We start from the raw sequence: 22,248 nt of genomic DNA on the forward strand, positions 1-22,248 counted from the left end.
GCTAACCTACTTCCGCGGCGGGAACATGGCATCGGGGCGGTCGCCGCTCCAGGAGAGCAGCGAGACCTTACCTTGCGGTTCGGCGCCGTGGGTGCAAGCTTCGGGCGCGCCCATGCCAAGGTCGTGGAAGACGTCCTCGGAGGCCTTGGCCGGGTCCACATCGCCGAACGGATCCAAATCGGTAATGCCGCGCGGGGATTCCGGCGAGGCGGTGGGGATAACGTAGCGGTCATCGTATTTAGCGATGGACAACAGGCGGTACATGCCTTCCATATCCCTGCCCGTCATGCCGACTGCCTGGGCGATTTCCTCCTGCGGCTCGTTGCCCAGGTTGATATCGCGCATATACGAACGCATGGCGACGAGCCGGCGCAGCGACTTTTCCACCGGGACGGTATCGCCGGCGGTAAATAGGCCCGCCAAGTATTCCAGCGGAATGCGCATATTCGATAGCGCCGAGAAAAGGATCTTGTGGTCCTCACCGTCGTTGCCGGTTGCGGTCACCTTGTCAACGATGGGCGACAGCGGCGGGATGTACCAGACCATCGGCAGCGTGCGGTACTCCGGGTGGAGCGGCAGAGCGACGCCGTACTTGAAGATGAGGTCGTAGATCGGCGACTGCTGCGCGGCATCGATCCAGGAGTGCGGGATGCCCTCCGCCTGGGCCGCGCGGACTACCTCTGGGTCGTGGGGGTCGAGCATGATCGACTTTTGTGCCTCGAAAAGGTCCTGCTCATTCTCGGTGGAGGCGGCCTCGGCGACGCGGTCGGCATCGTAGAGGATAACGCCCAAGTAGCGTAGGCGGCCCACGCAGGTCTCGGAGCACACCGTGGGCTGGCCCACCTCGAGGCGCGGGTAGCACAGCGTGCACTTTTCGGCCTTACCGGTCTTGTGGTTGAAGTAGACCTTCTTATACGGGCAACCGGATACGCACATGCGCCAGCCGCGGCAGCGGTCCTGGTCCACCAAGACGATGCCGTCTTCGGTGCGCTTGTACATCGCACCGGAGGGGCAGGAGGATACGCAGGTCGGGTTCATGCAGTGCTCGCAAATGCGCGGCAGGTAGAACATGAACGAGTCCTCGATTTCCTTCTTGACCTCGAGGTTCATGTTGTGGAGAACGGGGTCATCGTCAAGCGTGGCAGTAGAGCCACCCAGGTTATCGTCCCAGTTGGAGGACCATTCAATCTTGCCGATGTCCCGTCCGTCGATCTGGGAGACCGGCTTGGCGGTCGGCTGGGTCTTCTGGCCCGCCTCGGCGCCCATCAGGTCCTCGTACTGGTAGGTCCAGGGCTCGTAGTAATCCTGGATGGTGGGCAGGTTGGGGTTGTGGAAGAGGGTAGCCAGTTTCTTGAGGCGCCCGCCGGCCTTGGGCTTGATCTTGCCGGACGCCGTGCGCTCCCAGCCGCCCTTCCACTTTTCCTGGTCTTCCCAGGTGCGCGGGTAGCCGAGGCCGGGGCGGGTTTCGACGTTATTGAACCAGATGTACTCGGTGCCTTCGCGGTTGGTCCATGCCTGTTTACAGGTAACTGAACAGGTGTGGCAGCCAATGCACTTGTCCAAGTTCATGATCATGGAGATTTGGGCCATGACTTTCATTAGTAGGATACCTCCTGGGAACGGCGGCGAACGCGGGTGACTTCATCGCGGTTATTACCGGTAGGGCCGATGTAGTTGAAGTGGTAGGTCAGCTGGCCATAGCCGCCAGCGATGTGCACCGGTTTGATGGAAATGCGGGTCAGCGAGTTGTGCGTGCCGCCGCGGCGGCCGGTGTGCTCGTTGATAGGTGTGCCCACGGTGCGCTCCTGTGCGTGGTTGCACAGCATGGTTCCCTCCGGAATGCGGTGGGAAACAATGGCGCGGGCGGAGACGACGCCGTTGCGGTTATATACCTCGACCCAGTCATTGTCCGTCACGCCGATTTTCTCGGCGTCCTTATTGGACATCCAGACCACCTGGCCACCGCGCGAGATGGAGAGCACGTGCAGGTTGTCAAAGTACTGCGAATGGATGGACCACTTATTGTGCGTGGTCAAGTAACGCAGGGTGACCTCGGCCTCGCCCCGGTCATTGGTCAATTCCGTGCCCGGCGCGAATTCGCCGTGCATGTGGACGTGGTCGAGCGGTGGGCGGAAGATCGGCAGCGCTTCGCCGTAGTCCATGAACCAGTCGTGGTCGATGTAGTACTGCATACGGCCGGTCAGCGTGTGCCAGGGCTTGTCGAACTCGACGTTGATGGAAAAGGCGGTGTAGCGGCGCTTATTGCGCTTATCGGCGGTCCACTCCGGGGAGGTGATGACCTCCTTCGGGCGTTCCTTGATGTCGTCCCACGTGATGCGTACGTCTTCATCGGGAGCGCCCAGCGGGGTGAGATCCTTGCCGGTGCGCGAGGATAGGAACTCAAAGCCTTGCTTGGCTAGCTCGCCGTTGGAGACACCGGAAAGGTGCAGGATGGCGTCGATGACCTTGGTGTCCTTGGATAGGTCCACCAGCTCGCCCATCGAGGTCTCCGTGGTGCCACAGATAAGCTCGAGCTCTTTGACCTGCTTTTCCACGTTGAACTTGGTGCCGTGCACGCCGGTGCCGGCCTTGGCGGGAAGCGGGCCCAGGTGGGCCCACTTTTCGTAGACCTTGGTGTAATCGCGCTCGACCACATGCAGCTTCGGCATCGTGACCCCAGGGATAAGGCCCTGTTCTTCGGGGTCGGGGACGATGCCATTGGGCATGCCGAGCTCGTCTGGGCTGTCGTGGTGGCTCGGCTGGGTAATGACATCGCGTTGCACGCCAAGCCACTTGGTGGCTTTATCAGAGAGTGCCGCGGCCAGGTCCCGGAAGACCTCATAGTCCGAGCGTGCCTCCCACGGCGGGTTAATCGCCGCGTTAAACGAGTGCAGGTACGGGTGCATGTCGGTAGAGGACATATCGTGCTTTTCGTACCAGGTAGCGGCCGGGAAGATGAGATCCGAGACCAGCGTGGTGGAGGTATTGCGGAAGTCCGTGGTCATCATCAGATCCAACTTGCCCTCCGGTGCCTCATCCACCCACTTAATGCTGCGTGGGCGGTCTTCGGGGGCTAGTTCTTCCGCGGTGGCGTCCGAGTCGATGCCCAGCAGGTGGCGCAGGAAGAACTCGGTGCCCTTGGCGGACGAGCCGAGCAGGTTGGTGCGCCAGTTGAGCAGGATGCGCGGCCAGTTCTCCTCGGCAGACGGGTTGTCATAGGAGAATTCCAGGCGGCCGTTTTCTAGCTCTTGGACCACGTAGTCGTTGATGTCCATGCCGGCCTCATCGGCTTCATCGGCAAGGAAGAGGGAGTTGCGGTTGAACTGCGGGTAGGCCGGCATCCAGCCACGGCGCATGGATTCTGCCATGGTATCGGAGACCATCTTGTCCCCAATGGAACCGTGGCTAGCAAGCGGCGATCCCAAGTGGGAGGCGCGCGAATTATCGTAGCGATACTGCTCGGTGGCGAAGTAGTAGAAGCCGGTGGAAATCATGTGGCGCGGCGGGCGCTGCCAGTCGGCGGCCATGGCCCACTGGGTCCAGCCGTTGATCGGGCGAAGTTTTTCCTGGCCCACGTAGTGCGCCCAACCGCCGCCATTGACGCCCTGGGTACCGCACATGGAGGTCAGTGCCAAGAAGGTGCGGTAGATATTATCGGCGTGGAAGTAGTGGTTGACGCCAGCGCCCATGATGATCTGCGAACGGCCCTTAGAATCCGCGGCGTTTTGCGCGAATTCGCGGCCGATGCGGATAGCGGTATCGGCGGCCACGCCTGTGAGCTCTTCCTGCCAGGCGGGGGTGCCGACTTCGCTGGAATCGTGGAAGTCCTTCGGCCAGCTACCCGGCAGGTGGAGATCCTCGCGGTTGACGCCGTAGTGGGCGAGCATGATGTCGAAGACGGTGGTAACCAGCTTGCCGTCGACCTCGCGGACTGGCACGCCGCGGTGGACGATGCCCGCGCCAATGGGCTTATCGGTTCCCACGTCCTCTGGGTTGGTATCCAGGTCGAAGCGCGGGAAGAGCACCTCGGCGGTATCAAAGCTATCGGTTTCTGCGATGGACATGACCGGATCGGCGTTATCTAGCGCCAGGTTCCACTTGGCGCTTTCGTTATCCCAGCGGTCTGCCACGGTGCCGCCTGGGTCAACGATGCACCCGTCTTCCTCCATCACCAGGCCACGGTGGGTGGCGTTGGGGGAGGAATTCAAGGTGGCATCGGCAAGCTGCGAGGCGGTGAGGAACTTGCCCGGGGTGTAGGTGCCGTCGCCGCGGTCTTCCAGGGATACCAGGAAGGGTGAGTCGGTGTATTTGCGCATGTAGTTCAGGAAGTACGGTTCCTGGCGGTCTACGTGGAAGGTCTTCAAGATCACGTGGCCCATGGCAAAGGCGAGGGCGGCATCCGTGCCCGGCTCGATGCGAGCCCACTCATCGGCGAACTTGGTGTTATCGGCAAAGTCGGGCGAGACCACGACGACCTTGGTGCCCTTGTAGCGCGATTCCACCATGAAGTGGGCGTCCGGGGTACGGGTGACCGGGATATTCGAGCCCCACATCATGAGGTAGGAAGAGTTGTACCAGTCGCCGGATTCGGGGACGTCGGTCTGGTCGCCGAAGGTCTGCGGCGATGCCGGGGGCAGGTCGGCGTACCAGTCGTAGAAGGAGAGCGCGACGCCGCCGATGGTCTGCAGGAAGCGCATGCCCGCGCCATAGGAGATCTGGGACATGGCCGGGATCACGGTAAAGCCGTTGATGCGGTCCGGCCCGTACTTGCGGATGGTGTAGACGTGCGCGGCCGAGGCGATATCGATGGCCTCTTCATAAGAGATGCGGATAAGCCCGCCCTTGCCGCGCTGGGAGATATACGCCTTGCGCTTTTCTGGGTCCTCCTGGATGGCGCGCCATGCCAGGACGGAATCGCCGTGCTTTGCCTTTTCCTCGCGGAACATATCCACCAGCACGCCGCGGGCATACGGGTAGCGCACGCGGGTAGGAGAGTAGGTGTACCAGGAAAAGGAGGCGCCGCGCGGGCAGCCGCGGGGCTCGTATTCCGGCATGTCATTGCCGGTGGTGGGGTAATCCACCGCCTGGGACTCCCAGGTGATGACGCCGTCTTTGACGTAAACCTTCCACGAGCATGAACCGGTGCAGTTCACGCCGTGGGTGGAGCGCACCATCTTGTCGAAGGCCCAGCGGTTGCGGTAGAAGACGTCTGCCTGGCGGCCGCCCTTTAAGAAAAGCTGCTGACCAGAATCGGTAGCTTCGCCTTTGCGCAGGTAGGCACCGAGCTTAAAGAGTGGATTTGAGTTGCCTTTTTCGGGCGCGAAGTATGCAGTCATGGGGAATGAAAGCTCCTAATTATCCGGGGAAAGGGGCGTTGGGGCGGGCGTAGTAGATCCACACCAGCACGGTGGTGATGGCGAAGTAGACGGCGCAGCCCCAGAAGAACGTCGGTGCAGACATCATGGAGAGCAAGACACCCGCGACAAACGGGCCGAAGGCGCCGATGGCACCGGTCCAACCGATGACACCGCCTGCTTGGCGCTTGGGCAAAATCATGGGCATCTGCTTAAACGTGCCGGCATTGCCCAGGCCAGTGAAGAAGAAGAAAATGAGCATGGTGCCCAGGAACCACCAGACCTCATCCGGCTCGTCCGGGGTGAGGAAGAAGGTGGCCACGACGGTAAAGATGGTCATGCCCAGGCAGCCAATGAAGGTCCAGATGGCGCCGCCGAACTTATCGCACAGCGGGCCCCACAGCGCGCGGACGAGCGCGCCGATGAGTGGTCCCAGAAAGGCGTAGCTCGCGCCGGCAGGGAGGTTATCGTAGGTGCCGGCAAATTCGGAGCCTTCGCCGAAAATCTGGTTAATAAGCAGCGCGGTTTGCGCCGCGAAGCCGGAAAATGCGCCAAAGGTCATGAAGTAGACGACGGTAAGAATCCAGGTGTTCTTATTGCCAAAGATGTCCATCTGTTGGCGGAAATTCGCCTTCACGGGAACGTCCTTGAGCAGGGTCCACGCGAGGAATGCGCCGACGATGGCCCACGGCACCAGGAAGATGGCGGGGTTGTGGACAAAGATTTCGCCGTCATCGGTGCGCTGCGGGGCGACAAAGCCCACGCCCAGCAGGGTAAAGCCCATGAGCCATGGGGCGACCAGCTGGATAAAGGAGATACCGAAGTTACCGATGCCGGCCTGGATACCCAGCGCGGTACCGGACAGGCGTTTGGGGAAGAAGTAACCGGTCGAGGGCATGAATCCGGAGAACACGCCGCCACCGATGCCGGAGAGGAAGGCGAGGGTCAGCAGCCACCAGTATGGGGTGGAGGAGTCTTGCACCGCGAAGAACCAACCCAGCATGGGGATGATAAATAGCAGCGACGAGCTGAAGACGAGCTTGCGCGTGCCCAGGATGGGCGGCAAGAACATGAAGATGAGGCGGAAGATACCGCAGGCCAATCCGGGGATGGCGGTCAGCCAGTAGAGCTGGCTGCGGGATAAGTCGAAACCGATCTGGTTCAACTGTGGGGCAATTGCCGATACGAGGTACCAGGTGGCAAAGCCAATGATAAGGACAAATGTGGAGATCCACAGCGTGCGCCAGGCAATTTTAGAGTCCCAGTGGTCAGAATCTTCTGGATCCCAACCTTGGATGACTTTGCCTGAGGTATCAAGAGCAGTCATGATTTCCTCACAGGTAGTAGGTCGTTCGACTCCTCAATTTACCGGCGACTATGCTCGAACAGGTAAATAAAAACGGTAAAATCCGTATCTAATTACGGCATACAAATGTTGCGTAATTCTTGATCGATTCCGATATCGCAGGTTAGCCCCATGTCCCAAGTGTGTTGGTATCGAAAACTGAATAATGTGATATTAACCACACTCCACAATGGGAAAGGAATGAGACTTATGCCCCAAAGGAAGGCACAGATAATCGTCAGCTCGGACCGCATTTTGTCCGGGGAAAAACCGAACCGCGCCGGGGAGAAAGCGGCAGAAATCCTGCGCACCCACGACATCGATGTCGCGCCACCGAGCATCGTGCCGGAGGGCTATACGCCAGTCGACGACGCGCTGCGCACCGCCGTGGATACCGGCACCGATATCGTCGTGGTCATCGGCGGCACTGGCATCGGGGCGACGAACCTGACCCCAGAGGTCACCGAGCGCTATATCAAGGCCCGCCTCTACGGCCTGGAGACCCAGGTGCTCCTGCGCGGGCTCGGGTCCTCGCCCAAGGCGGGCCTCTCCCGCGGGATCATTGGCATGACCGACCACGGCGGCGGCAGCCTCATCATCAATTGCGCCTCATCCACCGGCGCCGTCGCAGATGCCCTTGGGGTTATTGCGCCGCTGCTTGCCGATGTCTTCCGCTCCCGCGGCGAATAATCTCTCTCACCCCTCCCCGTAACCCGCCCTTCGCGCTCACGGGGAGGGCGGCGTGTACTTGCCTTAGCCGCGCCGGTGAGCGCGAAGGGCGGGGTGCGGTGGAATGTCCTGCAATTCGGCAGGGGTATCGTAATCGCGCTCGGCACCGGTGCCGGCCACCTCGACGAAATCGGCGCCGCGGATAAGCCTTTTTACGGAGACATTGCGGGTCGACTCCAGCGCGCCCAAGCGTTCGAAGATCGCATCGGTATGCCACAGCGAACACAGGGGCTGTAAGTACCCATCCGCGGCGCGGGTAATCGCGGCATCGGCGCTGGGCGCGGCCTGCAACGCGTAGTTAAGGTGCGGGAGGAGCTGCGGGGAATCGGGAGCATCCACAGCGAAGAGTGCCAGGCGGTCGCAATGCGACAAAGCGCGCGCACCAGCTTCGATGCCGGCGACAGGGCCGCCGAAAAGCGGCGACTCGCACACCTGCGGCAGGCTGAGGTAATGCGGGGAAATAACGATAGACGGCATGCCATAGGGAAGCTGGCGCAGCAGGCGGTCCACCAAGCGCAGGCCAAAGGCGCGCACCTGTGCCTTATCCGCCCCGCCCATGCGGCGCGATTGCCCGCCGGCCAGAATGATCGCGCCGTCCATTAAGCCTCCGAGAGGGTCCTAGACCAATCGCCGGAGCGCCCGCCCGATTTCGCCACGATGCCACAGCGACGAATAAAAGCAGAGCGGTCGACGCCCTTGACCATGTCAATGAGCGCCAAGGCGGCAACGTTGACCGCGGTCAGAGCCTCCATTTCCACGCCGGTGCGGTCGGCGGTGCGCACGGTGGCGGTGATCTTCACGTGGGCATCGGCAAGCTCGAGATCCACCGCGCAGCCATGCACGCCAATGGTGTGGGCGAGTGGCAGGAGTTCTGGAACCTTCTTTGCCGCGGAAATGCCGGCGATGCGCGCGACCGCCAGCACGTCGCCCTTGGGTACGGTGCCCTCGCGCAGCGCGGTCATGACCTCCGGGGAACAGGCGACCTCGCCCTCGGCGGTGGCGGTGCGCACGGTTGGCTGCTTCTCGGTCACATCGACCATGTAGGCGGTGCCGGCGGAATTGAGGTGGGTAAACTCCATAGAAAATTCTCCTCTTTAATACAGATAGACGGTGGTCTCTTCGCCCGCGGCGGGGGCAGGTCCATCGATGATGCAATACCCATTCGTACCTGCCAGCGAGACCACCCGGTGGCTGCCGCGGCTTAACGCGCCAGTAATCCTGGGTTTTCCCGCAAAGCTGACGGTGACCGGAACGATACAGGGGCGCGTGTGTGCAGGTGGCAGCGGTACCGCGACCTCCGCGCGCAGTTGGACGGCCTCCCGCGGGTGCGGCTGGCCCGATAAGGCGGCGATAAGCGGGCGGGCATAGAGCTGGAAACCGACGAACGCCGCCACCGGATTGCCCGGCAGCGAGAGCACCGGAACGCCCCGCCACGTGCCGATGCCCTGCGGCGCGCCCGGCCGCTGATGAACGTGCCCGAACCACGAATCATCGCCCGTGCCCAGCACCCCGTGCACCACGTCAAAGGCGCCGGTCGATACCCCGCCGGAGGTAATGATGAGATCGTGGGATTCGGTGAGCTCATCAAGCAGCCGGGATAACTCCGCGGGGTCGTCGCCGACGTGGGAGTAGGACTCCGTGTAGGCAAGGGAGGCGAGCATCGGTCCATTGGAATCCGGCAGGCGCCCTGGGGAAAGCTCGTCCGGATACGGGGATAGCTCATTGCCGGAAGAAATCACCGCGATGCGCGGGCGCCGGTAAGCCTCCACGGAATAGATTCCGGTGGAAATAAGCGCTGCGATCACGGCGGCATTCGCGGTGATCCCAGCCGTAGCAACGATGATGCCTGGCTGTATATCTTCGCCTGCGGTGCGGATATGCGATTTTGTGGGCGCGGCGGTGATGGTGACCTCGCTCGGCAACTGTGTGGGCCCAGGCGGGACGGTGGTGTCTTCTACTGGGACGACGATTAAGCCAGTGGCATCACCCACCGGCGCGCCGGTCATGATGCGAACGGCCTGGCCGGCGGGAACTTCTTGGGCGGTAGCCCCAGCGGGGACATCGCCTGCTACCGGCAGCGTCCACGGGCCTGGGCCCGTGCCCGAAATATCAGTGGCGCGGACGAGGAAGCCATCCATCGCGGAATTGGCAAACGGCGGGACGGGAAAACGCGCGGTGGCATCCTCCGCCAATACCCGGCCGCGCAGCGCTGGGCCCACGGGAACGGACTCTGCGCGCGGGGCCGGCGCCAGCGCCAGAACCGCGGAAAGGTGCTCAGAAATGGAACGCGATGCGGACATAAATTATTAGATTAGCCGCCAATGGCAGACATGGGACGATCCGGCTGCAAAAAGCCTTCATCATCAATGCCGTGGCCCGGTTTCTTCGTCCACATTTCCCCGGCCCATGCCTCCATCAACTCCTCATCGCTGGCGCCGGAGCGCATGAGATCCCGCAATTGGGTTTCGGAATTGCCAAAGAGGCAGTTGCGCACGGCGCCATCGGTGGTAAGCCGGGTGCGGTCGCAGTCGCCACAGAAGGGATGGGTCACGGAGGCGATAATGCCCAGCTTGCCGACGGTGCCATCGGGGGCGATAGTATCCCATAACGCGGCCGGGGCCGATCCGCGCGGCTCACGCGCAGGGCGCATGGAAAAGTGGTCTTGGAGCCTGAGCAAAATATCATCGGCGGTGACCATGTCTTCGCGGCGCCATTTTTCGCGCGGGCCGAGTGGCATCTGCTCGATAAAGCGCAGCTGGGCACCCTGGTGCAGGGCATAGTCCGCCAGCGGGACGATATCTTCCTCATTGACGCCGGGCATGACCACGGCATTGATCTTGACGGGATTTAATCCGGCATCCGCTGCGGCGGCGATGGCCTCGAGCACGTGGGATAGGCGGTCTCGGCGGGTGAGTGCGGCATAGCGCTGAGGATCGATGGTATCCAGCGAGATATTGATGCGGTCGAGCCCAGCGTCAGCGAGCTTTGCAGCGCGCTTTTCCAAGCCCAACCCATTGGTGGTCAGTGCCGTGGACGGTGCGATGCCTTCATCCGTTGTGAGTTCCTTGGTGGCGGCGATGATATCCGCCAAGGATTTGCGCAGCAGCGGTTCGCCGCCGGTAAAGCGCACCTGGCGGATGCCGAGCTTTTCCACGCCGAGGCGGATAAGCCGGATGATTTCATCATCGGACAGCGTTTGCTGCGTGGGCATCCACTCTAAGCCTTCGGCCGGCATGCAGTACGTGCAGCGCAGGTTGCAGCGATCCGTAAGCGACACGCGCAGGTCGCGGGCCCTGCGGCCGTAGCGATCAACCAAGGCGCGGGTGCCGTCGCTTGCGGCGGCAGGTAAGTCCTCCGGCGGCTGCGACCGGCCCACGGTGGGCAGGGGCAGGGAGACCGCTGAAGAAGAAGGCGTTGGTGAAGTCATTGCTGCCAGTTTAAGAGTGGGGAACAAGGTACACCAAGCTACAACGCCACCTGGCCGGGGATTATTCCTCGTTTTCCCGGTTAAAATCGCTTTCGTCGATATCGTCAAGGCGCTGGGCTTCACCCGGGCCCTTGAGGCGGATGATGTTGTAATCGCCTTCGGCCAAGTGGGCGCGCAAATCCTTCTTATCGAACTTGCCCACTGACGTCTTATCGATGGATTTTACGAAGGTCCAGTACTCCGGCAGCATCCAGCTGGGCAATTCCTTGCGCAGGCTCTGGCGCAACTTTTCGGCGGTCTCGATGGTGGGCGAGGCCTGCTCGCCCAAGACGGTGACGGCAAGGGGGCGTTCCACCCATTGCTTATCGGGGTAGCCGATCACCGCGGCCTCCACCACATCGGAATTGGCCATGATGAGGTTTTCCAGCTGCACCGAGTAGATCCACTCGCCGCCGGAGCGGATGACATCGCGGGCGCGGTCCTCAACGGTGAGGAAGCCGTCCTTCGTCACGGAACCGACATCGCCGGTGCGCAACCAGCCATCCGCGGTGAACTTGGATTCCGCGGCCTCGACCGGCTTGCCGCGAAACTCGGAAGCCACCTCGCCCGGCTCGGCGGTGGGAGAATGATAATAAGAACCGGTCACGAGGTTGCCGCGCACCTGGAGCTCACCGGCATTTCGGTCGGTCTTGGATACCACTTGGCCATCATTGACCACGCGGTACTGCAGCGATGCGGCAATCTTGCCCTGGGAGATGCGATATGCCCAGCGGGTATCGCCGGAGGCACCCTGCGGCGGGCGGGCGACGCTGCCGACCGTCGAGGTTTCGACCATGCCCCAGACGTGGACGACGTCGACACCGTAATGCTCCTCCCACATCTTGATAAGCTGCGGCGGCACAGGTGAGCCGCCGGCGTAAATTTCCGTCAGCGTCATGCGCTCAGGCGGATTGTGCATGTAGTGCACGAAGAGCTGGATCCAGATGGTGGGCACGCCGTGGGCCACGCGGGGCGACGTGGCCGCGATGACCTTGGCAAGGGTGGGGGCGGAGACATCGGCATCGGGAAGCACGAGCGGGGTACCCGTCATGAAACAGGTAAAGGGAACGCCCCAGCTCAGCACGTGATAGATGGGAATGCAGCACAGGAAGGTCTCACCGTGGGTAATGCACAGCGAATCCGAGGAACGCAGCTGCATGGCCTCGAGGTAGAGCGAGCGGTGGGAGTATAAAACGCCCTTCGGCGCGCCGGTGGTGCCGGTGGAATAGCACAGTGCGGCGGCGGTGCGTTCATCGAGCTCGGGCCAATCGTAGATGGTGGAGCGGCCATCCAGCAGCGCCTCGTAGGAATAAAACTCGATGCCGCGCGGGAAATGATGGGCAAAGCGCTGCGGCGATTGGGAGCCGGTAAAAATAACCGAATGCACGGAAGGCGCGCCGTTTAAAACCGTGCCCAACTGCGGGGCGAGCCGGGGATCGCACACGATGACGGAGACCTCAGCGTGGCTAATGATGTGCCGGATCTGGTCATTCATCAGCTGCTTATTCAGTGGGGTGAAAACCGCACCCTTGCAGGCGGAACCAAACATGACCTCGAGGTGTTCGGCGCAATTCCACATAAAGCTGCCCACCCGCTGATCGCCGGTAATACCGAGGTCATCGTGCAAAACATGGGCAAAGGCGGCCGCGCGGGCGGCGATATCGCGGAAGGTGACCTTTTCTGCGGGGCCAAACTCGGATCCGGTGCCCTCGCCGTGCCAGGTGGTAACAGTGGTATTGCCGTGCACTGACGCGCCGTATTCCAAAATACGGGTTAGAGACAGGGGAATATCCATCATCGTGGAAAGCATGCTTCCACTGTAGCGGTGTCCAAGTACTCACGGTGTAGCTAATGCGCTATACTTGCTTTCGACTGATAGGAAAGCGGGAAAATCTTCCCAATCCTATGCAATCGGGCCCAGTGACAGGTCCCATTGTTAAACATTGCCCACAGTCGTTTCTTGAATTCTTCCGCCCCCGCGTACGAGCTACAAGGGGGAATTCCCATACGGTAACCGGAAGAGGCCTCATGCTTATTGCCCGACAGGGTGCGCTCGCACCTTGGCACGAGGGCGAGAAGATAAGAAAAATACACATCGGCTTCCAGTGCACCCGCCCAAGCTTCCCCGAAATGGGGGAGGGCGGATCCCAACTATGGACCTGGTCAAGCAACGAAAGGATATCCGTGAGCGATACGGACAACACCGCGGCACAGGATCTCGCATCCCTGAAGCTGCCGGAATTGCGCAAAATGGCCGCTGAGCGCGGCCTTCGCGGCGTCTCTGCCCTGCGCAAAGGGGATCTCATCACCGCTATTAAGACCGGTCAGGTTCCCCCAAAGGCGAAGGCAAAAATAGAGCAGGCAGAAAAGGCCGAGAAGGCCGAGAAACCCGCTAAGGATGCGGCGCCTGCCAAGCAGAAAGATAAGCCGTCTAAGAAAGACGATCGCGGCGAGAGCGATAACGGCAAGTCCAGCGACCAGCAGGACAATCGCGACAAAGACCGCAAGGACAACGGCGACGACCAACGCTATGAATCGCGGTCGCAGGCCCGTCGTGCCCGCCGCAACCGCGCCCGCCGCCAGGAGCGTCAAGAGCAGGACGATAATAACCGCGGCGAGAATAACCGGAGTGACAACAACCGGGGCGAGGGACAGAACCAGAATCGTCACCAGGATCGCCGCGATGACTCCCAGGATGGCTCCGATAACCAGAGAGACAAGCAGGGCGAGAAGAACGGCGATAATAATCACCGTAATAATCGCAATGACGATAATAATTTTGACCGCGGCAACCGCCGTGGCCGCCGCAACCGCCGGAACCGCCGGGGTGGCCGGGGCAATAATGATAACCACGGCGGCGGCAATGACCTGCAGGTGCGCGAGGGCGATGAGCTACAGGCAGTCGGCGGCATCTTGGATGTCGTAGACAATAACGTCGCCTTCCTGCGCACCACTGGGTACCGCGCGGGCGACGCGGATGTCTTTGTTAATAAAAACATCGTGCGCCGGCTGGGCTTGCGCTCTGGTGATGCTATTACCGGTCAGGTCAAGGTGGCTGGGCCTACCCACACCCACGGCAATGGCCGCAACCGCCGCAAGTACAACCAGTTGGTGCAGGTCGATACCGTCAATGGGATCGATCCTGAAGAGGCTAAGCAGCGCCCGCACTTTAATAAGCTGACACCGCTGTATCCCAACCAGCGACTGCGCTTGGAAACGGATCCGAAGATCCTGACCACCCGCGTCATCGACCTGATCATGCCGATTGGTAAGGGCCAGCGCGCGCTCATCGTCTCGCCGCCGAAGGCCGGTAAGACCACGATTTTGCAAAATATCGCGAATGCGATTGCCACCAATAACCCCGAGTGCTACCTCATGGTCGTGCTGGTGGATGAGCGCCCCGAAGAGGTCACGGATATGCAGCGCTCGGTGAAGGGCGAGGTCATTTCTTCCACCTTTGACCGCCCGCCCTCAGAGCACACCTCCGTCTCCGAGCTGGCCATCGAGCGCGCCAAGCGCTTGGTGGAGCAGGGCAAGGACGTCGTGGTGCTGCTGGATTCCATTACTCGCCTGGGCCGCGCCTACAACAACTCCTCCCCGGCATCGGGCCGCATCCTGTCCGGTGGTGTGGACTCCAATGCGCTCTACCCGCCAAAGCGCTTCTTGGGCGCTGCCCGCAATATCGAAGAGGGCGGTTCGCTGACCATCATCGCCACCGCGATGGTGGAGACCGGTTCTACTGGCGATACCGTCATCTTCGAGGAATTCAAGGGTACGGGCAACGCAGAGCTGAAGCTGGACCGCGGGATCTCGGAACGCCGCGTATTCCCGGCGGTGGATGTCAACCCCTCTGGTACCCGCAAGGACGAGCTCCTGCTGGTGCCTGAGGAGGCGCGCATTATGACCAAACTGCGCCGCATCCTGTCGGCCCTGGATTCCCACCAGGCAATTGACCTGTTGATCAAGCAGCTTAAGAAGACCCGCTCGAATGGCGAGTTCCTCATGCAGGTGGCTTCTTCTGCACCAATGGCTGCGGATAAGGACGAGGAAGACTATGTCTAATCAAGTTTCCATGGTTGATGACATTGTGTCGGAATACCAGGGTATTGAAATGCAGATGGGTGACCCAGAAATCGCCGGCGATCAGCAGGCTTTTCGCAAGCTATCCAAGCGGTACGCGGAGCTGCGCCCCATCATCAAGGTCAACGAGGAGCTGACCCAGGCGCGCGAGGATCTCGCGGACGCCAAGGAGATGGCTTATGAAGACCACGACTTCCAGGAAGAAGCGGACCGCCTAGCAGCGTCCGTGGAAGAGCTGGAAGAAAAGCTGGCAGACCTGCTCGCCCCGCGCGATGAGCAGGACTCGGAAGACATCATCATGGAGATCAAGGCCGGCGCCGGCGGTGAAGAGGCCGCGCTCTTTGCCGGCGACTTGGCCCGCATGTATGAGCGTTTTGCCGATAAGATCGACTTTAAGTGGGAGGTCTTGGGCCTTAACGAGTCCGATTTGGGCGGCGTGAAGGACATGACCATTTCCTTCCGCGCTAAGTCTCCGACGCGCGATGGCGCGTGGTCCGTCTTCAAGTTTGAAGGCGGCGTGCACCGCGTGCAGCGCGTGCCGGTCACGGAATCGCAGGGCCGCATTCAGACTTCTGCCGCTGGCGTGCTGGTGTACCCAGAGCCGGAAGAGGTGGAATCGGTCAATATCGATGACAAGGATATCCGCGTCGATGTGTACCGCTCCTCCGGTAAGGGTGGTCAGGGTGTGAACACCACCGACTCCGCGGTGCGCATTACCCACCTGCCCACGGGGCTCATCGTTACCTGCCAGAAGGAACGTTCGCAGATCCAGAACAAGGCCCGCGCCCTGCAGGTGCTGCAGGCCCGCCTGGACCAGATGGAACGCGAGGCCCGCGAGGCCGAGGCTGGCGAGCAGCGCGCCTCCCAGGTGCGCACCATGGACCGCTCCGAGCGCGTGCGCACCTACAACTGGCCCGAAAACCGCATCACGGATCACCGCATTGGCTACAAGGCCAATAACCTGGATTCCGTGTTGAACGGCGATATGCAGGATCTCATCAAGGCCCTGCAGGACCAAGAGCGCGCCGAGCGCCTTGAGGCCGAGGGGTAATCGCGGTCGATGAAATCGTACGGTGAGGCGCTGCGCCATGGGGTGCAGCGCCTTCGCGTTGCTGGAGTAGGAAGCCCCGAGTGGGATACGCGGATCCTCATCTCCCACCTCATTCACTGTGGGCATTTGGATATTCCGCTGCATGAGCCGCCCATGCCCGGCTTTGACATAGCCTTCCAGGCGCTATTGCGCAGGCGGGAACAGCGCGAGCCGCTGCAATACGTGCTGGGTACGGCGTGGTTTGGGCCCTTGGAATTGAAGGTGGGCCCAGGCGTATTCATCCCGCGCCCGGAAACGGAGGTGATGGCGGACTGGGCGGTCCACCACGCCCCCGGCCCGCGCATGGTGGATTTGTGCTCGGGCTCGGGCGCGCTGGCGCTCTACCTGCAGCATTACGTACCACAGGCGGAGGTTAAGGCAGTAGAGCTTTCCGATGCCGCCCTCGAGTTCACCCGCGCCAATACTCTCGGCACCGGGATAGAGGTGGTGCAGGCGGACGCGACCGACAGCCAGACTCTGGCGGACTGGGATGGCACGGTCGATCTCGTGGTGAGCAACCCGCCATACGTTCCGGAAGATCCGAACCTGCAACCGGAGGTATATCACGATCCGCACGTGGCCGTCTTCGGCGGCGATGACGGCATGGGAGTAATCCGCGGGTTGATTCCCACCATCGCCAGGCTATTGCGGCCCGGTGGGGTCATGGCGATTGAACACGACGATACGACTGGCGATGCCGTGCGCGATGCGGTGGGTGACCACGGCGGCTTTTCCCATATCGCTCCGCTTAAGGACTTAACAGGCACGCCGCGCTTTATTACCGCACAGCGCGCGGTAGACTAAGGCATCACCGTCGGGCAAGAAGGGGATAATTGATGCAAGGAAAAATTTATAATTGCGCCGATGACACCGAGCGTGAGGAAGGCGTGAGCATCGCCACCAAGGCCGCCAAGTCTGGGCGGCTCGTGGTCATGCCCACCGATACGCTGTACGGTTTGGGCTGCGATGCCTTCGATAATGACGCGGTAGCCAATCTACTTGCCACTAAGCAGCGTGGGCCGGATATGCCGGTTCCCGTGCTCGTCGGCTCCTGGAACACCGTTCGCGGCCTCGTCGCCTCGTATCCCGATTCCACCCGTGACCTCGTTGAAGCCTTTTGGCCAGGCGGACTATCCATCGTCGTGCCGCAGGCCCCGTCCCTGCCGTGGAACTTAGGTGATACCCGCGGTACCGTCATGCTGCGGATGCCCCTTCACCCGATTGCCATCGAGCTTTTGCGCGAGGTGGGGCCGATGGCGGTCTCTTCTGCCAATATTTCTGGACACCAACCGCCGACGACCGCGCAAATGGCCAAGGCTCAACTGGGCAAGGCCGTCACCGTGTATTTGGACGGGGGAGAAACGGACATCGGCAAGCCCTCGACCATCATTGACCTCGCCGGTGACCATCCATACCTGCTGCGGGAGGGTGCATTATCCGCAGAGGAGATCGGTGAGGTCCTCGGCGTCTCGGCTGACTCGTTGCGCACCCGGCCCCAAGGATAGAAGGAGCATTTCGCGTGAGCGGCACTGGCGTACCGCTGCGCGAGTTGGCCTTGGTCATCCTCGTTGCAGCGACATTTACCTACCTGACCACCGGCGTGGTGCGATCCTTTTTGGTCCGCACAGGCCGGGTGGCAGAAATTCGCCTGCGCGATTCCCACTCTCAGCCCACGCCCCGCATGGGCGGGCTCGCCATGTTTACCGGCTTCGGCGCGGCGATATTCCTCGCAGCCCAGCTTCCAGCCTTGACTCGCGGGTTCATGCCCGTCACCCCGGAAATGAGCGCGGTGATGTGGGCGGCGCTGGCCATCGTGCTTGTTGGCGTTGCCGATGACTACCTAGAGCTCGGCGCCCTCATCAAGCTTTTTGGGCAGCTCTTTGCCGCCGCGCTCATGAGTGGCCTGGGCCTGACGTGGACGTTGCTTTTCATCCCCTTCGGTGGCGGGACCACGGTAGTGCTCGACCAGATTCAAAGCACCCTGCTTACCGCGTTTTTCACCGTGCTCCTTATCAATGCCATCAACTTCGTCGACGGCCTCGATGGCCTCGCAGCAGGACTTGGGCTTATCGCCGGTGGCGCCATCTTGGTCTTTTCGCTCACCGTTCTGCATGACCAGGGCGGGGCGGTATCGGCGTATCCACCCGCTATCATCAGCGCTGCGTTGGTGGGGATGTGTGCGGGCTTTTTGCCCCATAACTTTGAACCCTCGCGAATCTTTATGGGCGATTCCGGCTCCATGCTCATCGGGCTCTTGCTCGCCGCGGCTTCTACTTCGGCCTCGGGCAAGATCAATATGTCGCTCTACGGCACCGTGGACATGGTGGCGCTTATGTCACCCATCCTCGTGGTGATCGCAGCGGTGTTTATTCCAGTCCTAGACCTTGTCTGGGCGGTTATTCGTCGCCTGTCTCAGGGCCGTTCGCCACTTTCTGCGGATAAGGCGCATATCCACCATCGCTTGTTGTCGTTGGGGCATACGCACCGGCGCACTGTGCTCGTGTTGTACCTCTGGGTATCCGCGGTGGCCTTCGGTGCGGTGTCTTTTTCCATCGTGCCGGCTCCAGTAGCGATCGGCCTGTCCATCACGGCATTATTGGTTGCCTTTGGTGCGACCTTGATCCCACTGCGGCAGGGCAAGATTGGCCTCCGGTCATCGGATGATTGCGTATTGCATGACTCTCCGAGCGCGTGATGTAGGGTGAATGTCCGTGAGTGACACAACGGAAAATGTTAATTTCGATGACCCGCGCGTGCCGCTGCAGCGCGCCGTAAAGAAGGGGGCTACCGCCCTCGGCATCTTTACCATCATTTCCCTCGCCGTCTGGGGCGGGGCACAAGGTGTCGCCGGGCTCTGGGGCGTTATCGTCGGCGCTGCCCTCGGCGGCGGCTTTGTCTTGTTTACCGCTTTATCGGTCCTTTTTACCGCGAACTCGACGCCCTCAACCACCATCGCGGTGGTATTGGGCGGCTGGCTTATCAAGCTGATCGTGCTTATCGGCGTGCTGGCCATTATCCGGGACATGGATTTCTATGACACCTGGGCGCTTTTTCTTACTGTCGTCGTCGCACTCATCGTTACCTTAGGCTCCGAAGTCTGGGCCGTGGTTACCTCTCGGGTCACCTACGTGTCCTAACCCGCGCCCACATTAGGGCTTAGCCGTCGCGCACTGGGGTGGTGCGCGGCGGCCTTTTTATGCCTGCATGCTGGCATTAATGGCAGGCCGCCACCCCCGAGGAGGTGTGTTGGCTTGGGGGTGTGATCAAATGCACGTTTGTGAATTAGGCAGGAATAGCGCGGTTTTGTCTGCCAAAAGACGGATATGGCGGTATCGGGTGTGGCTTATGGGGCCCCCACGTGCGAAAACTGTCGATCCAGCTGATACGATTTGCTTCGGGTTACCGCGGGGTTAAGTGTTGCGCTTTTATCCTGCACGGTAAATCCCTGTCTTGTTCACGCTGATGTGCGACGGAGTCCGTGTTCAAGGCAGAGAGTTTGAGACGTCCATCGCACCACAGAAGCCAGCTATTGGCTGTGTGGCCCGAACACGGGAGAGAACGCTGAGCGTTACAACATTGGCTATGAAAGGGCACTTCCATACGCCCGATCTAGGTGAAGAATTCTTCCCGGGGCAAATTGATGCCGACCATCTGTTTTTCGGTGACTTCGCCGACGGATGGTTCGCGCTTGATCGCCTGATGCTGATTCGCATTTTGATGACGCTAATTGTGGTGATCCTTTTCTGGGCTGCCTTTAAGAACCCTAAGTTGGTTCCTTCTGGCATTCAGAATGTGGGCGAGAACGCGGTCGACTTCGTCCGCGTCCACATCGCCGAGGACATTTTGGGTAAGAAGGAGGGAAAGCGATTCCTGCCAATTATCGCTAGCATCTTCTTCGCGGTTCTGTTTATGAACGTCGCGACCGTTATTCCGGGACTTAACGTCTCGCCCAACGGTCGTATTGGTATGCCAATTGTGTTGGCAGCCGTTTCGTACATCGTCATGATTTACGCCGGCGCCAAGCGTTACGGCTTTGGTAAGTTCATTCGCTCCTCCGTAGTGATTCCGAACTTGCCACCGGCATTGCACCTCTTGGTGGTACCGATTGAGTTCTTCTCTACGTTCATTCTGCGACCGGTTACCCTTGCAATTCGTCTCATGGCGAACTTCCTTGCTGGACACATCATCCTGGTTCTTCTCTTCTCTGCTACGAACTTCTTCTTCTGGCAGCTAAATGGTTGGACCGTCCTGTCTGGGCTAACCGTGGTCTTGGGCTTGGCTATGAGCCTGTTCGAGATTCTGGTTATCTTCTTGCAGGCGTACATCTTCGCTTTGTTGACGGCGGTGTACATCGAGTTGTCCTTGCACGCTGATTCGCACTAAGGACGAGGTCGACGAGCGCGACCGAGTAATCCACCTAATTACACAACACTGACATTCGGTCCGGTTCGGACTGAAGATTTTTACGAAAGGGAACGACTTTCACCATGAACGAAATCATTCTGGCACAGGATGCTGCTACGACGTTCGAAGGCTTCGGCACCATCGGCTACGGCCTGGCTGCTATCGGCCCAGGTATCGGTATCGGCATCGTTGCCGGCAAGACCGTTGAGGCTATGGCTCGCCAGCCGGAGATGGCCGGCCAGCTGCGTACCACCATGTTCCTGGGTATCGCCTTCACCGAGGCCCTGGCCCTTATCGGCCTGGTTGCCGGCTTCCTGTTCTAAAAGTACGATTTTTCCAAACCGAAACTTTTAAGACGGGAGACCTATGAATAACGTCGTTTATATGCTTGCAGCAGAGGGCGAGGAGAACCCAGGTTCGGGTAGCTTCTCCGTTCTTCTGCCCAAGAACTATGACATTTTCTGGTCTTTGCTGTGCTTCATCGTAATTCTCTGGTTGTTCTGGAAGTTCGTGCTTCCTCGTTACACCAAGTTGCTCGAAGAGCGTGAAGACCGGATTGAGGGCGGCATGAAGCGCGCTGAGGCCCAGCAGGCCGAGGCCAAGGCTGCTCTAGAAAAGTACAATGCTCAGCTGGCTGATGCCCGCGCAGAGGCAGCCGAGATCCGCGAGCAGGCGCGCGAGCGCGGCAAGCAGATCGAGGCTGACGCGAAGAGCCAAGCGGAAGAGGAATCCCGCCGCATCGTCGCCAATGGCGAAAAGCAGTTGGAAGCTTCTCGTGCGCAGGTTGTTACTGAGCTGCGTTCCGAAATGGGACAGAACTCCATCAACTTGGCAGAAAAGATTCTGGGCGGCGAGCTTTCTGACGCCTCCAAGAAGTCCTCTACCATCGATGGCTTTTTGTCCGAGCTCGACTCTGTGGCACCGGCCGGAAAGTAGGCAACTATGAAGGCAGCTAGCCGCGAAGCACTCGCGAACTCACAATCCCGTGTGGATGAAATCCTCGCTGGCGATAAGAACGTCGCTAGTGCAGTCCAAGCGGGCCTGGATATCTTTGAGGTCGCCGACGTTTTGGATGGGGACCGCGAATTGCGCGTGTCCTTCATCGACGTTGCAGCCCCGGCTGAAGCACGCAAGTCCTTGGCCGAGAATCTCTTTGGCTCCAAGATTTCTGCCGGTGCACTGAGCATCCTGCAGGAAGCTGCGGCGAACCAATGGTCTTCGCCGAAGGACTTCGTCAACGGGCTTGTATCCTTGGGCCGCCGCGCATTGCTGCGCGCAGCCGAGGCGCAGGGCCAATTGGGCCAGGTCGAAGACGAGCTTTTCCGCTTGGCCCAGATTCTGGACCGCGAGGGCGAGCTTACCCAGCTGCTTTCCGATCGAACTGCTGAATCCGCACGCAAGCGCGGATTGCTGGCAAACGTGCTCTACGGCAAGGTGACGATGTTTACTGAGGCGCTCGCGCTGCAGGCCATCAGCCGCCCAGAGCAGAACCCGATTGATGACGTAGCCGGATTGGCCGATACTGCAGCAGCCCTGCAGGATCGCACCATCGCGCGCGTTGTCGCTGCGGGTGAATTGAATGAAGGCCAGCAGGCAGTACTCGCTGAGAAGCTGGGCAAAATTTATGGTCGTGCGATGTCCATTCACTCTGAGGTTGACACCAGCCTCCTCGGTGGCATGCGCATCCGCGTCGGCGATGAAATCATTGACGGCTCGACGGCAGGCAAGATTGCCCGCTTCCGTGCCCAGATGGTGTAGCCGAAACGACAGAAACGATTTA

At 60.6% G+C, this 22,248-nt stretch carries 19 protein-coding genes; 11 read left to right on the forward strand and 8 right to left on the reverse strand.

Features of this window, described 5'->3' with window-relative positions:
- Positions 1 to 6 precede the first annotated feature (6 nt).
- The 3 genes from narH to ACLI1O_RS04985 are packed head-to-tail and all read right to left on the reverse strand — an operon-like array spanning position 7 to position 6,681.
- Positions 7 to 1,599 carry a nitrate reductase subunit beta gene (gene narH, locus ACLI1O_RS04975; protein WP_126318814.1) on the reverse strand — a complete coding sequence of 531 codons (1,593 nt, stop codon included), beginning with the start codon at positions 1,597 to 1,599 and terminating at the stop codon, positions 7 to 9.
- On the reverse strand, positions 1,599 to 5,336 hold the full coding sequence (locus ACLI1O_RS04980; RefSeq protein ID WP_239267774.1) for a nitrate reductase subunit alpha: 3,738 nt from the start codon (positions 5,334 to 5,336) through the stop codon (positions 1,599 to 1,601). Before ACLI1O_RS04980 ends, narH begins: the two co-directional genes overlap by 1 nt.
- Positions 5,337 to 5,355: 19 nt before the next feature.
- A complete protein-coding gene (locus ACLI1O_RS04985; protein ID WP_239267773.1) occupies positions 5,356 to 6,681 on the reverse strand; it encodes a nitrate/nitrite transporter in 1,326 nt (441 codons plus the stop codon).
- A gap of 228 nt (positions 6,682 to 6,909) precedes the next feature.
- On the opposite strand from ACLI1O_RS04985, the gene ACLI1O_RS04990 reads away from it, so the two are divergent.
- Positions 6,910 to 7,389 carry a molybdopterin-binding protein gene (locus ACLI1O_RS04990; RefSeq protein WP_239267771.1) on the forward strand — a complete coding sequence of 160 codons (480 nt, stop codon included), beginning with the start codon at positions 6,910 to 6,912 and terminating at the stop codon, positions 7,387 to 7,389.
- Positions 7,390 to 7,452: 63 nt separating this feature from the next.
- Here the strand turns inward: ACLI1O_RS04990 and ACLI1O_RS04995 are convergent, their stop codons facing one another.
- The 5 genes from ACLI1O_RS04995 to ACLI1O_RS05015 all read right to left on the reverse strand — a co-directional run bounded on the left by ACLI1O_RS04995 (position 7,453) and on the right by ACLI1O_RS05015 (position 12,704).
- Positions 7,453 to 8,028 carry a molybdenum cofactor guanylyltransferase gene (locus ACLI1O_RS04995; protein ID WP_284769846.1) on the reverse strand — a complete coding sequence of 192 codons (576 nt, stop codon included), beginning with the start codon at positions 8,026 to 8,028 and terminating at the stop codon, positions 7,453 to 7,455.
- Positions 8,028 to 8,507 carry a cyclic pyranopterin monophosphate synthase MoaC gene (gene moaC / locus ACLI1O_RS05000; RefSeq protein WP_284850272.1) on the reverse strand — a complete coding sequence of 160 codons (480 nt, stop codon included), beginning with the start codon at positions 8,505 to 8,507 and terminating at the stop codon, positions 8,028 to 8,030. The genes ACLI1O_RS04995 and moaC overlap by 1 nt, the downstream gene beginning before the upstream one ends.
- A gap of 15 nt (positions 8,508 to 8,522) precedes the next feature.
- Complete coding sequence (locus ACLI1O_RS05005; protein ID WP_239267766.1) at positions 8,523 to 9,728, reverse strand: molybdopterin molybdotransferase MoeA; 1,206 nt, start codon at positions 9,726 to 9,728, stop codon at positions 8,523 to 8,525.
- Between the two features lie 11 nt (positions 9,729 to 9,739).
- Complete coding sequence (moaA, locus tag ACLI1O_RS05010) at positions 9,740 to 10,855, reverse strand: GTP 3',8-cyclase MoaA (protein ID WP_239267764.1); 1,116 nt, start codon at positions 10,853 to 10,855, stop codon at positions 9,740 to 9,742.
- A gap of 61 nt (positions 10,856 to 10,916) precedes the next feature.
- A complete protein-coding gene (locus ACLI1O_RS05015; RefSeq protein ID WP_284869747.1) occupies positions 10,917 to 12,704 on the reverse strand; it encodes a long-chain fatty-acid--CoA ligase in 1,788 nt (595 codons plus the stop codon).
- A 374-nt stretch (positions 12,705 to 13,078) separates the two neighbouring features.
- Between ACLI1O_RS05015 and rho the strand changes: the two genes are divergently transcribed.
- The 10 genes from rho to ACLI1O_RS05065 all read left to right on the forward strand — a co-directional run bounded on the left by rho (position 13,079) and on the right by ACLI1O_RS05065 (position 22,226).
- Positions 13,079 to 14,956 (forward strand): transcription termination factor Rho, encoded by a 1,878-nt coding sequence (rho, locus tag ACLI1O_RS05020; RefSeq protein ID WP_239267760.1) that lies wholly within the window; start codon positions 13,079 to 13,081, stop codon positions 14,954 to 14,956.
- Positions 14,949 to 16,025 carry a peptide chain release factor 1 gene (prfA, locus tag ACLI1O_RS05025; RefSeq protein ID WP_005282411.1) on the forward strand — a complete coding sequence of 359 codons (1,077 nt, stop codon included), beginning with the start codon at positions 14,949 to 14,951 and terminating at the stop codon, positions 16,023 to 16,025. Before rho ends, prfA begins: the two co-directional genes overlap by 8 nt.
- 9 nt (positions 16,026 to 16,034) lie before the next feature.
- Positions 16,035 to 16,868 carry a peptide chain release factor N(5)-glutamine methyltransferase gene (prmC, locus tag ACLI1O_RS05030; protein WP_239267758.1) on the forward strand — a complete coding sequence of 278 codons (834 nt, stop codon included), beginning with the start codon at positions 16,035 to 16,037 and terminating at the stop codon, positions 16,866 to 16,868.
- Between the two features lie 32 nt (positions 16,869 to 16,900).
- On the forward strand, positions 16,901 to 17,569 hold the full coding sequence (locus tag ACLI1O_RS05035; RefSeq protein WP_239267756.1) for an L-threonylcarbamoyladenylate synthase: 669 nt from the start codon (positions 16,901 to 16,903) through the stop codon (positions 17,567 to 17,569).
- A gap of 14 nt (positions 17,570 to 17,583) precedes the next feature.
- Positions 17,584 to 18,759, forward strand: coding sequence for an MraY family glycosyltransferase (locus ACLI1O_RS05040; protein ID WP_411706998.1), 1,176 nt, complete (start codon positions 17,584 to 17,586; stop codon positions 18,757 to 18,759).
- A 10-nt stretch (positions 18,760 to 18,769) separates the two neighbouring features.
- Positions 18,770 to 19,201: a hypothetical protein gene (locus tag ACLI1O_RS05045; protein WP_239267753.1), complete on the forward strand. Its 432-nt coding sequence runs from the start codon at positions 18,770 to 18,772 to the stop codon at positions 19,199 to 19,201.
- Between the two features lie 445 nt (positions 19,202 to 19,646).
- On the forward strand, positions 19,647 to 20,447 hold the full coding sequence (atpB, locus tag ACLI1O_RS05050) for a F0F1 ATP synthase subunit A (protein WP_005280195.1): 801 nt from the start codon (positions 19,647 to 19,649) through the stop codon (positions 20,445 to 20,447).
- A gap of 104 nt (positions 20,448 to 20,551) precedes the next feature.
- A complete protein-coding gene (locus tag ACLI1O_RS05055; RefSeq protein WP_005280196.1) occupies positions 20,552 to 20,791 on the forward strand; it encodes an ATP synthase F0 subunit C in 240 nt (79 codons plus the stop codon).
- A 43-nt stretch (positions 20,792 to 20,834) separates the two neighbouring features.
- Positions 20,835 to 21,404, forward strand: coding sequence for a F0F1 ATP synthase subunit B (locus ACLI1O_RS05060; RefSeq protein WP_005280197.1), 570 nt, complete (start codon positions 20,835 to 20,837; stop codon positions 21,402 to 21,404).
- Between the two features lie 6 nt (positions 21,405 to 21,410).
- Positions 21,411 to 22,226, forward strand: a complete 816-nt coding sequence (locus ACLI1O_RS05065; protein ID WP_239267752.1) for a F0F1 ATP synthase subunit delta — start codon at positions 21,411 to 21,413, stop codon at positions 22,224 to 22,226.
- Positions 22,227 to 22,248 lie beyond the last annotated feature (22 nt).

Source organism: Corynebacterium sp. LaCa78, assembly GCF_046717505.1.
GTDB lineage: Bacteria > Actinomycetota > Actinomycetes > Mycobacteriales > Mycobacteriaceae > Corynebacterium.

Coding starts and splice junctions, on each gene's coding strand:
- narH (WP_126318814.1), bottom strand. CDS start 1,599: ATGAAAGTCATGGCCCAAATCTCCATGATCATGAACTTGGACAAGTGC.
- ACLI1O_RS04980 (WP_239267774.1), bottom strand. CDS start 5,336: ATGACTGCATACTTCGCGCCCGAAAAAGGCAACTCAAATCCACTCTTT.
- ACLI1O_RS04985 (WP_239267773.1), bottom strand. CDS start 6,681: ATGACTGCTCTTGATACCTCAGGCAAAGTCATCCAAGGTTGGGATCCA.
- ACLI1O_RS04990 (WP_239267771.1), top strand. CDS start 6,910: ATGCCCCAAAGGAAGGCACAGATAATCGTCAGCTCGGACCGCATTTTG.
- ACLI1O_RS04995 (WP_284769846.1), bottom strand. CDS start 8,028: ATGGACGGCGCGATCATTCTGGCCGGCGGGCAATCGCGCCGCATGGGC.
- moaC (WP_284850272.1), bottom strand. CDS start 8,507: ATGGAGTTTACCCACCTCAATTCCGCCGGCACCGCCTACATGGTCGAT.
- ACLI1O_RS05005 (WP_239267766.1), bottom strand. CDS start 9,728: ATGTCCGCATCGCGTTCCATTTCTGAGCACCTTTCCGCGGTTCTGGCG.
- moaA (WP_239267764.1), bottom strand. CDS start 10,855: ATGACTTCACCAACGCCTTCTTCTTCAGCGGTCTCCCTGCCCCTGCCC.
- ACLI1O_RS05015 (WP_284869747.1), bottom strand. CDS start 12,704: ATGCTTTCCACGATGATGGATATTCCCCTGTCTCTAACCCGTATTTTG.
- prfA (WP_005282411.1), top strand. CDS start 14,949: ATGTCTAATCAAGTTTCCATGGTTGATGACATTGTGTCGGAATACCAG.
- prmC (WP_239267758.1), top strand. CDS start 16,035: ATGAAATCGTACGGTGAGGCGCTGCGCCATGGGGTGCAGCGCCTTCGC.
- ACLI1O_RS05035 (WP_239267756.1), top strand. CDS start 16,901: ATGCAAGGAAAAATTTATAATTGCGCCGATGACACCGAGCGTGAGGAA.
- ACLI1O_RS05045 (WP_239267753.1), top strand. CDS start 18,770: ATGTCCGTGAGTGACACAACGGAAAATGTTAATTTCGATGACCCGCGC.
- atpB (WP_005280195.1), top strand. CDS start 19,647: ATGAAAGGGCACTTCCATACGCCCGATCTAGGTGAAGAATTCTTCCCG.
- ACLI1O_RS05055 (WP_005280196.1), top strand. CDS start 20,552: ATGAACGAAATCATTCTGGCACAGGATGCTGCTACGACGTTCGAAGGC.
- ACLI1O_RS05060 (WP_005280197.1), top strand. CDS start 20,835: ATGAATAACGTCGTTTATATGCTTGCAGCAGAGGGCGAGGAGAACCCA.
- ACLI1O_RS05065 (WP_239267752.1), top strand. CDS start 21,411: ATGAAGGCAGCTAGCCGCGAAGCACTCGCGAACTCACAATCCCGTGTG.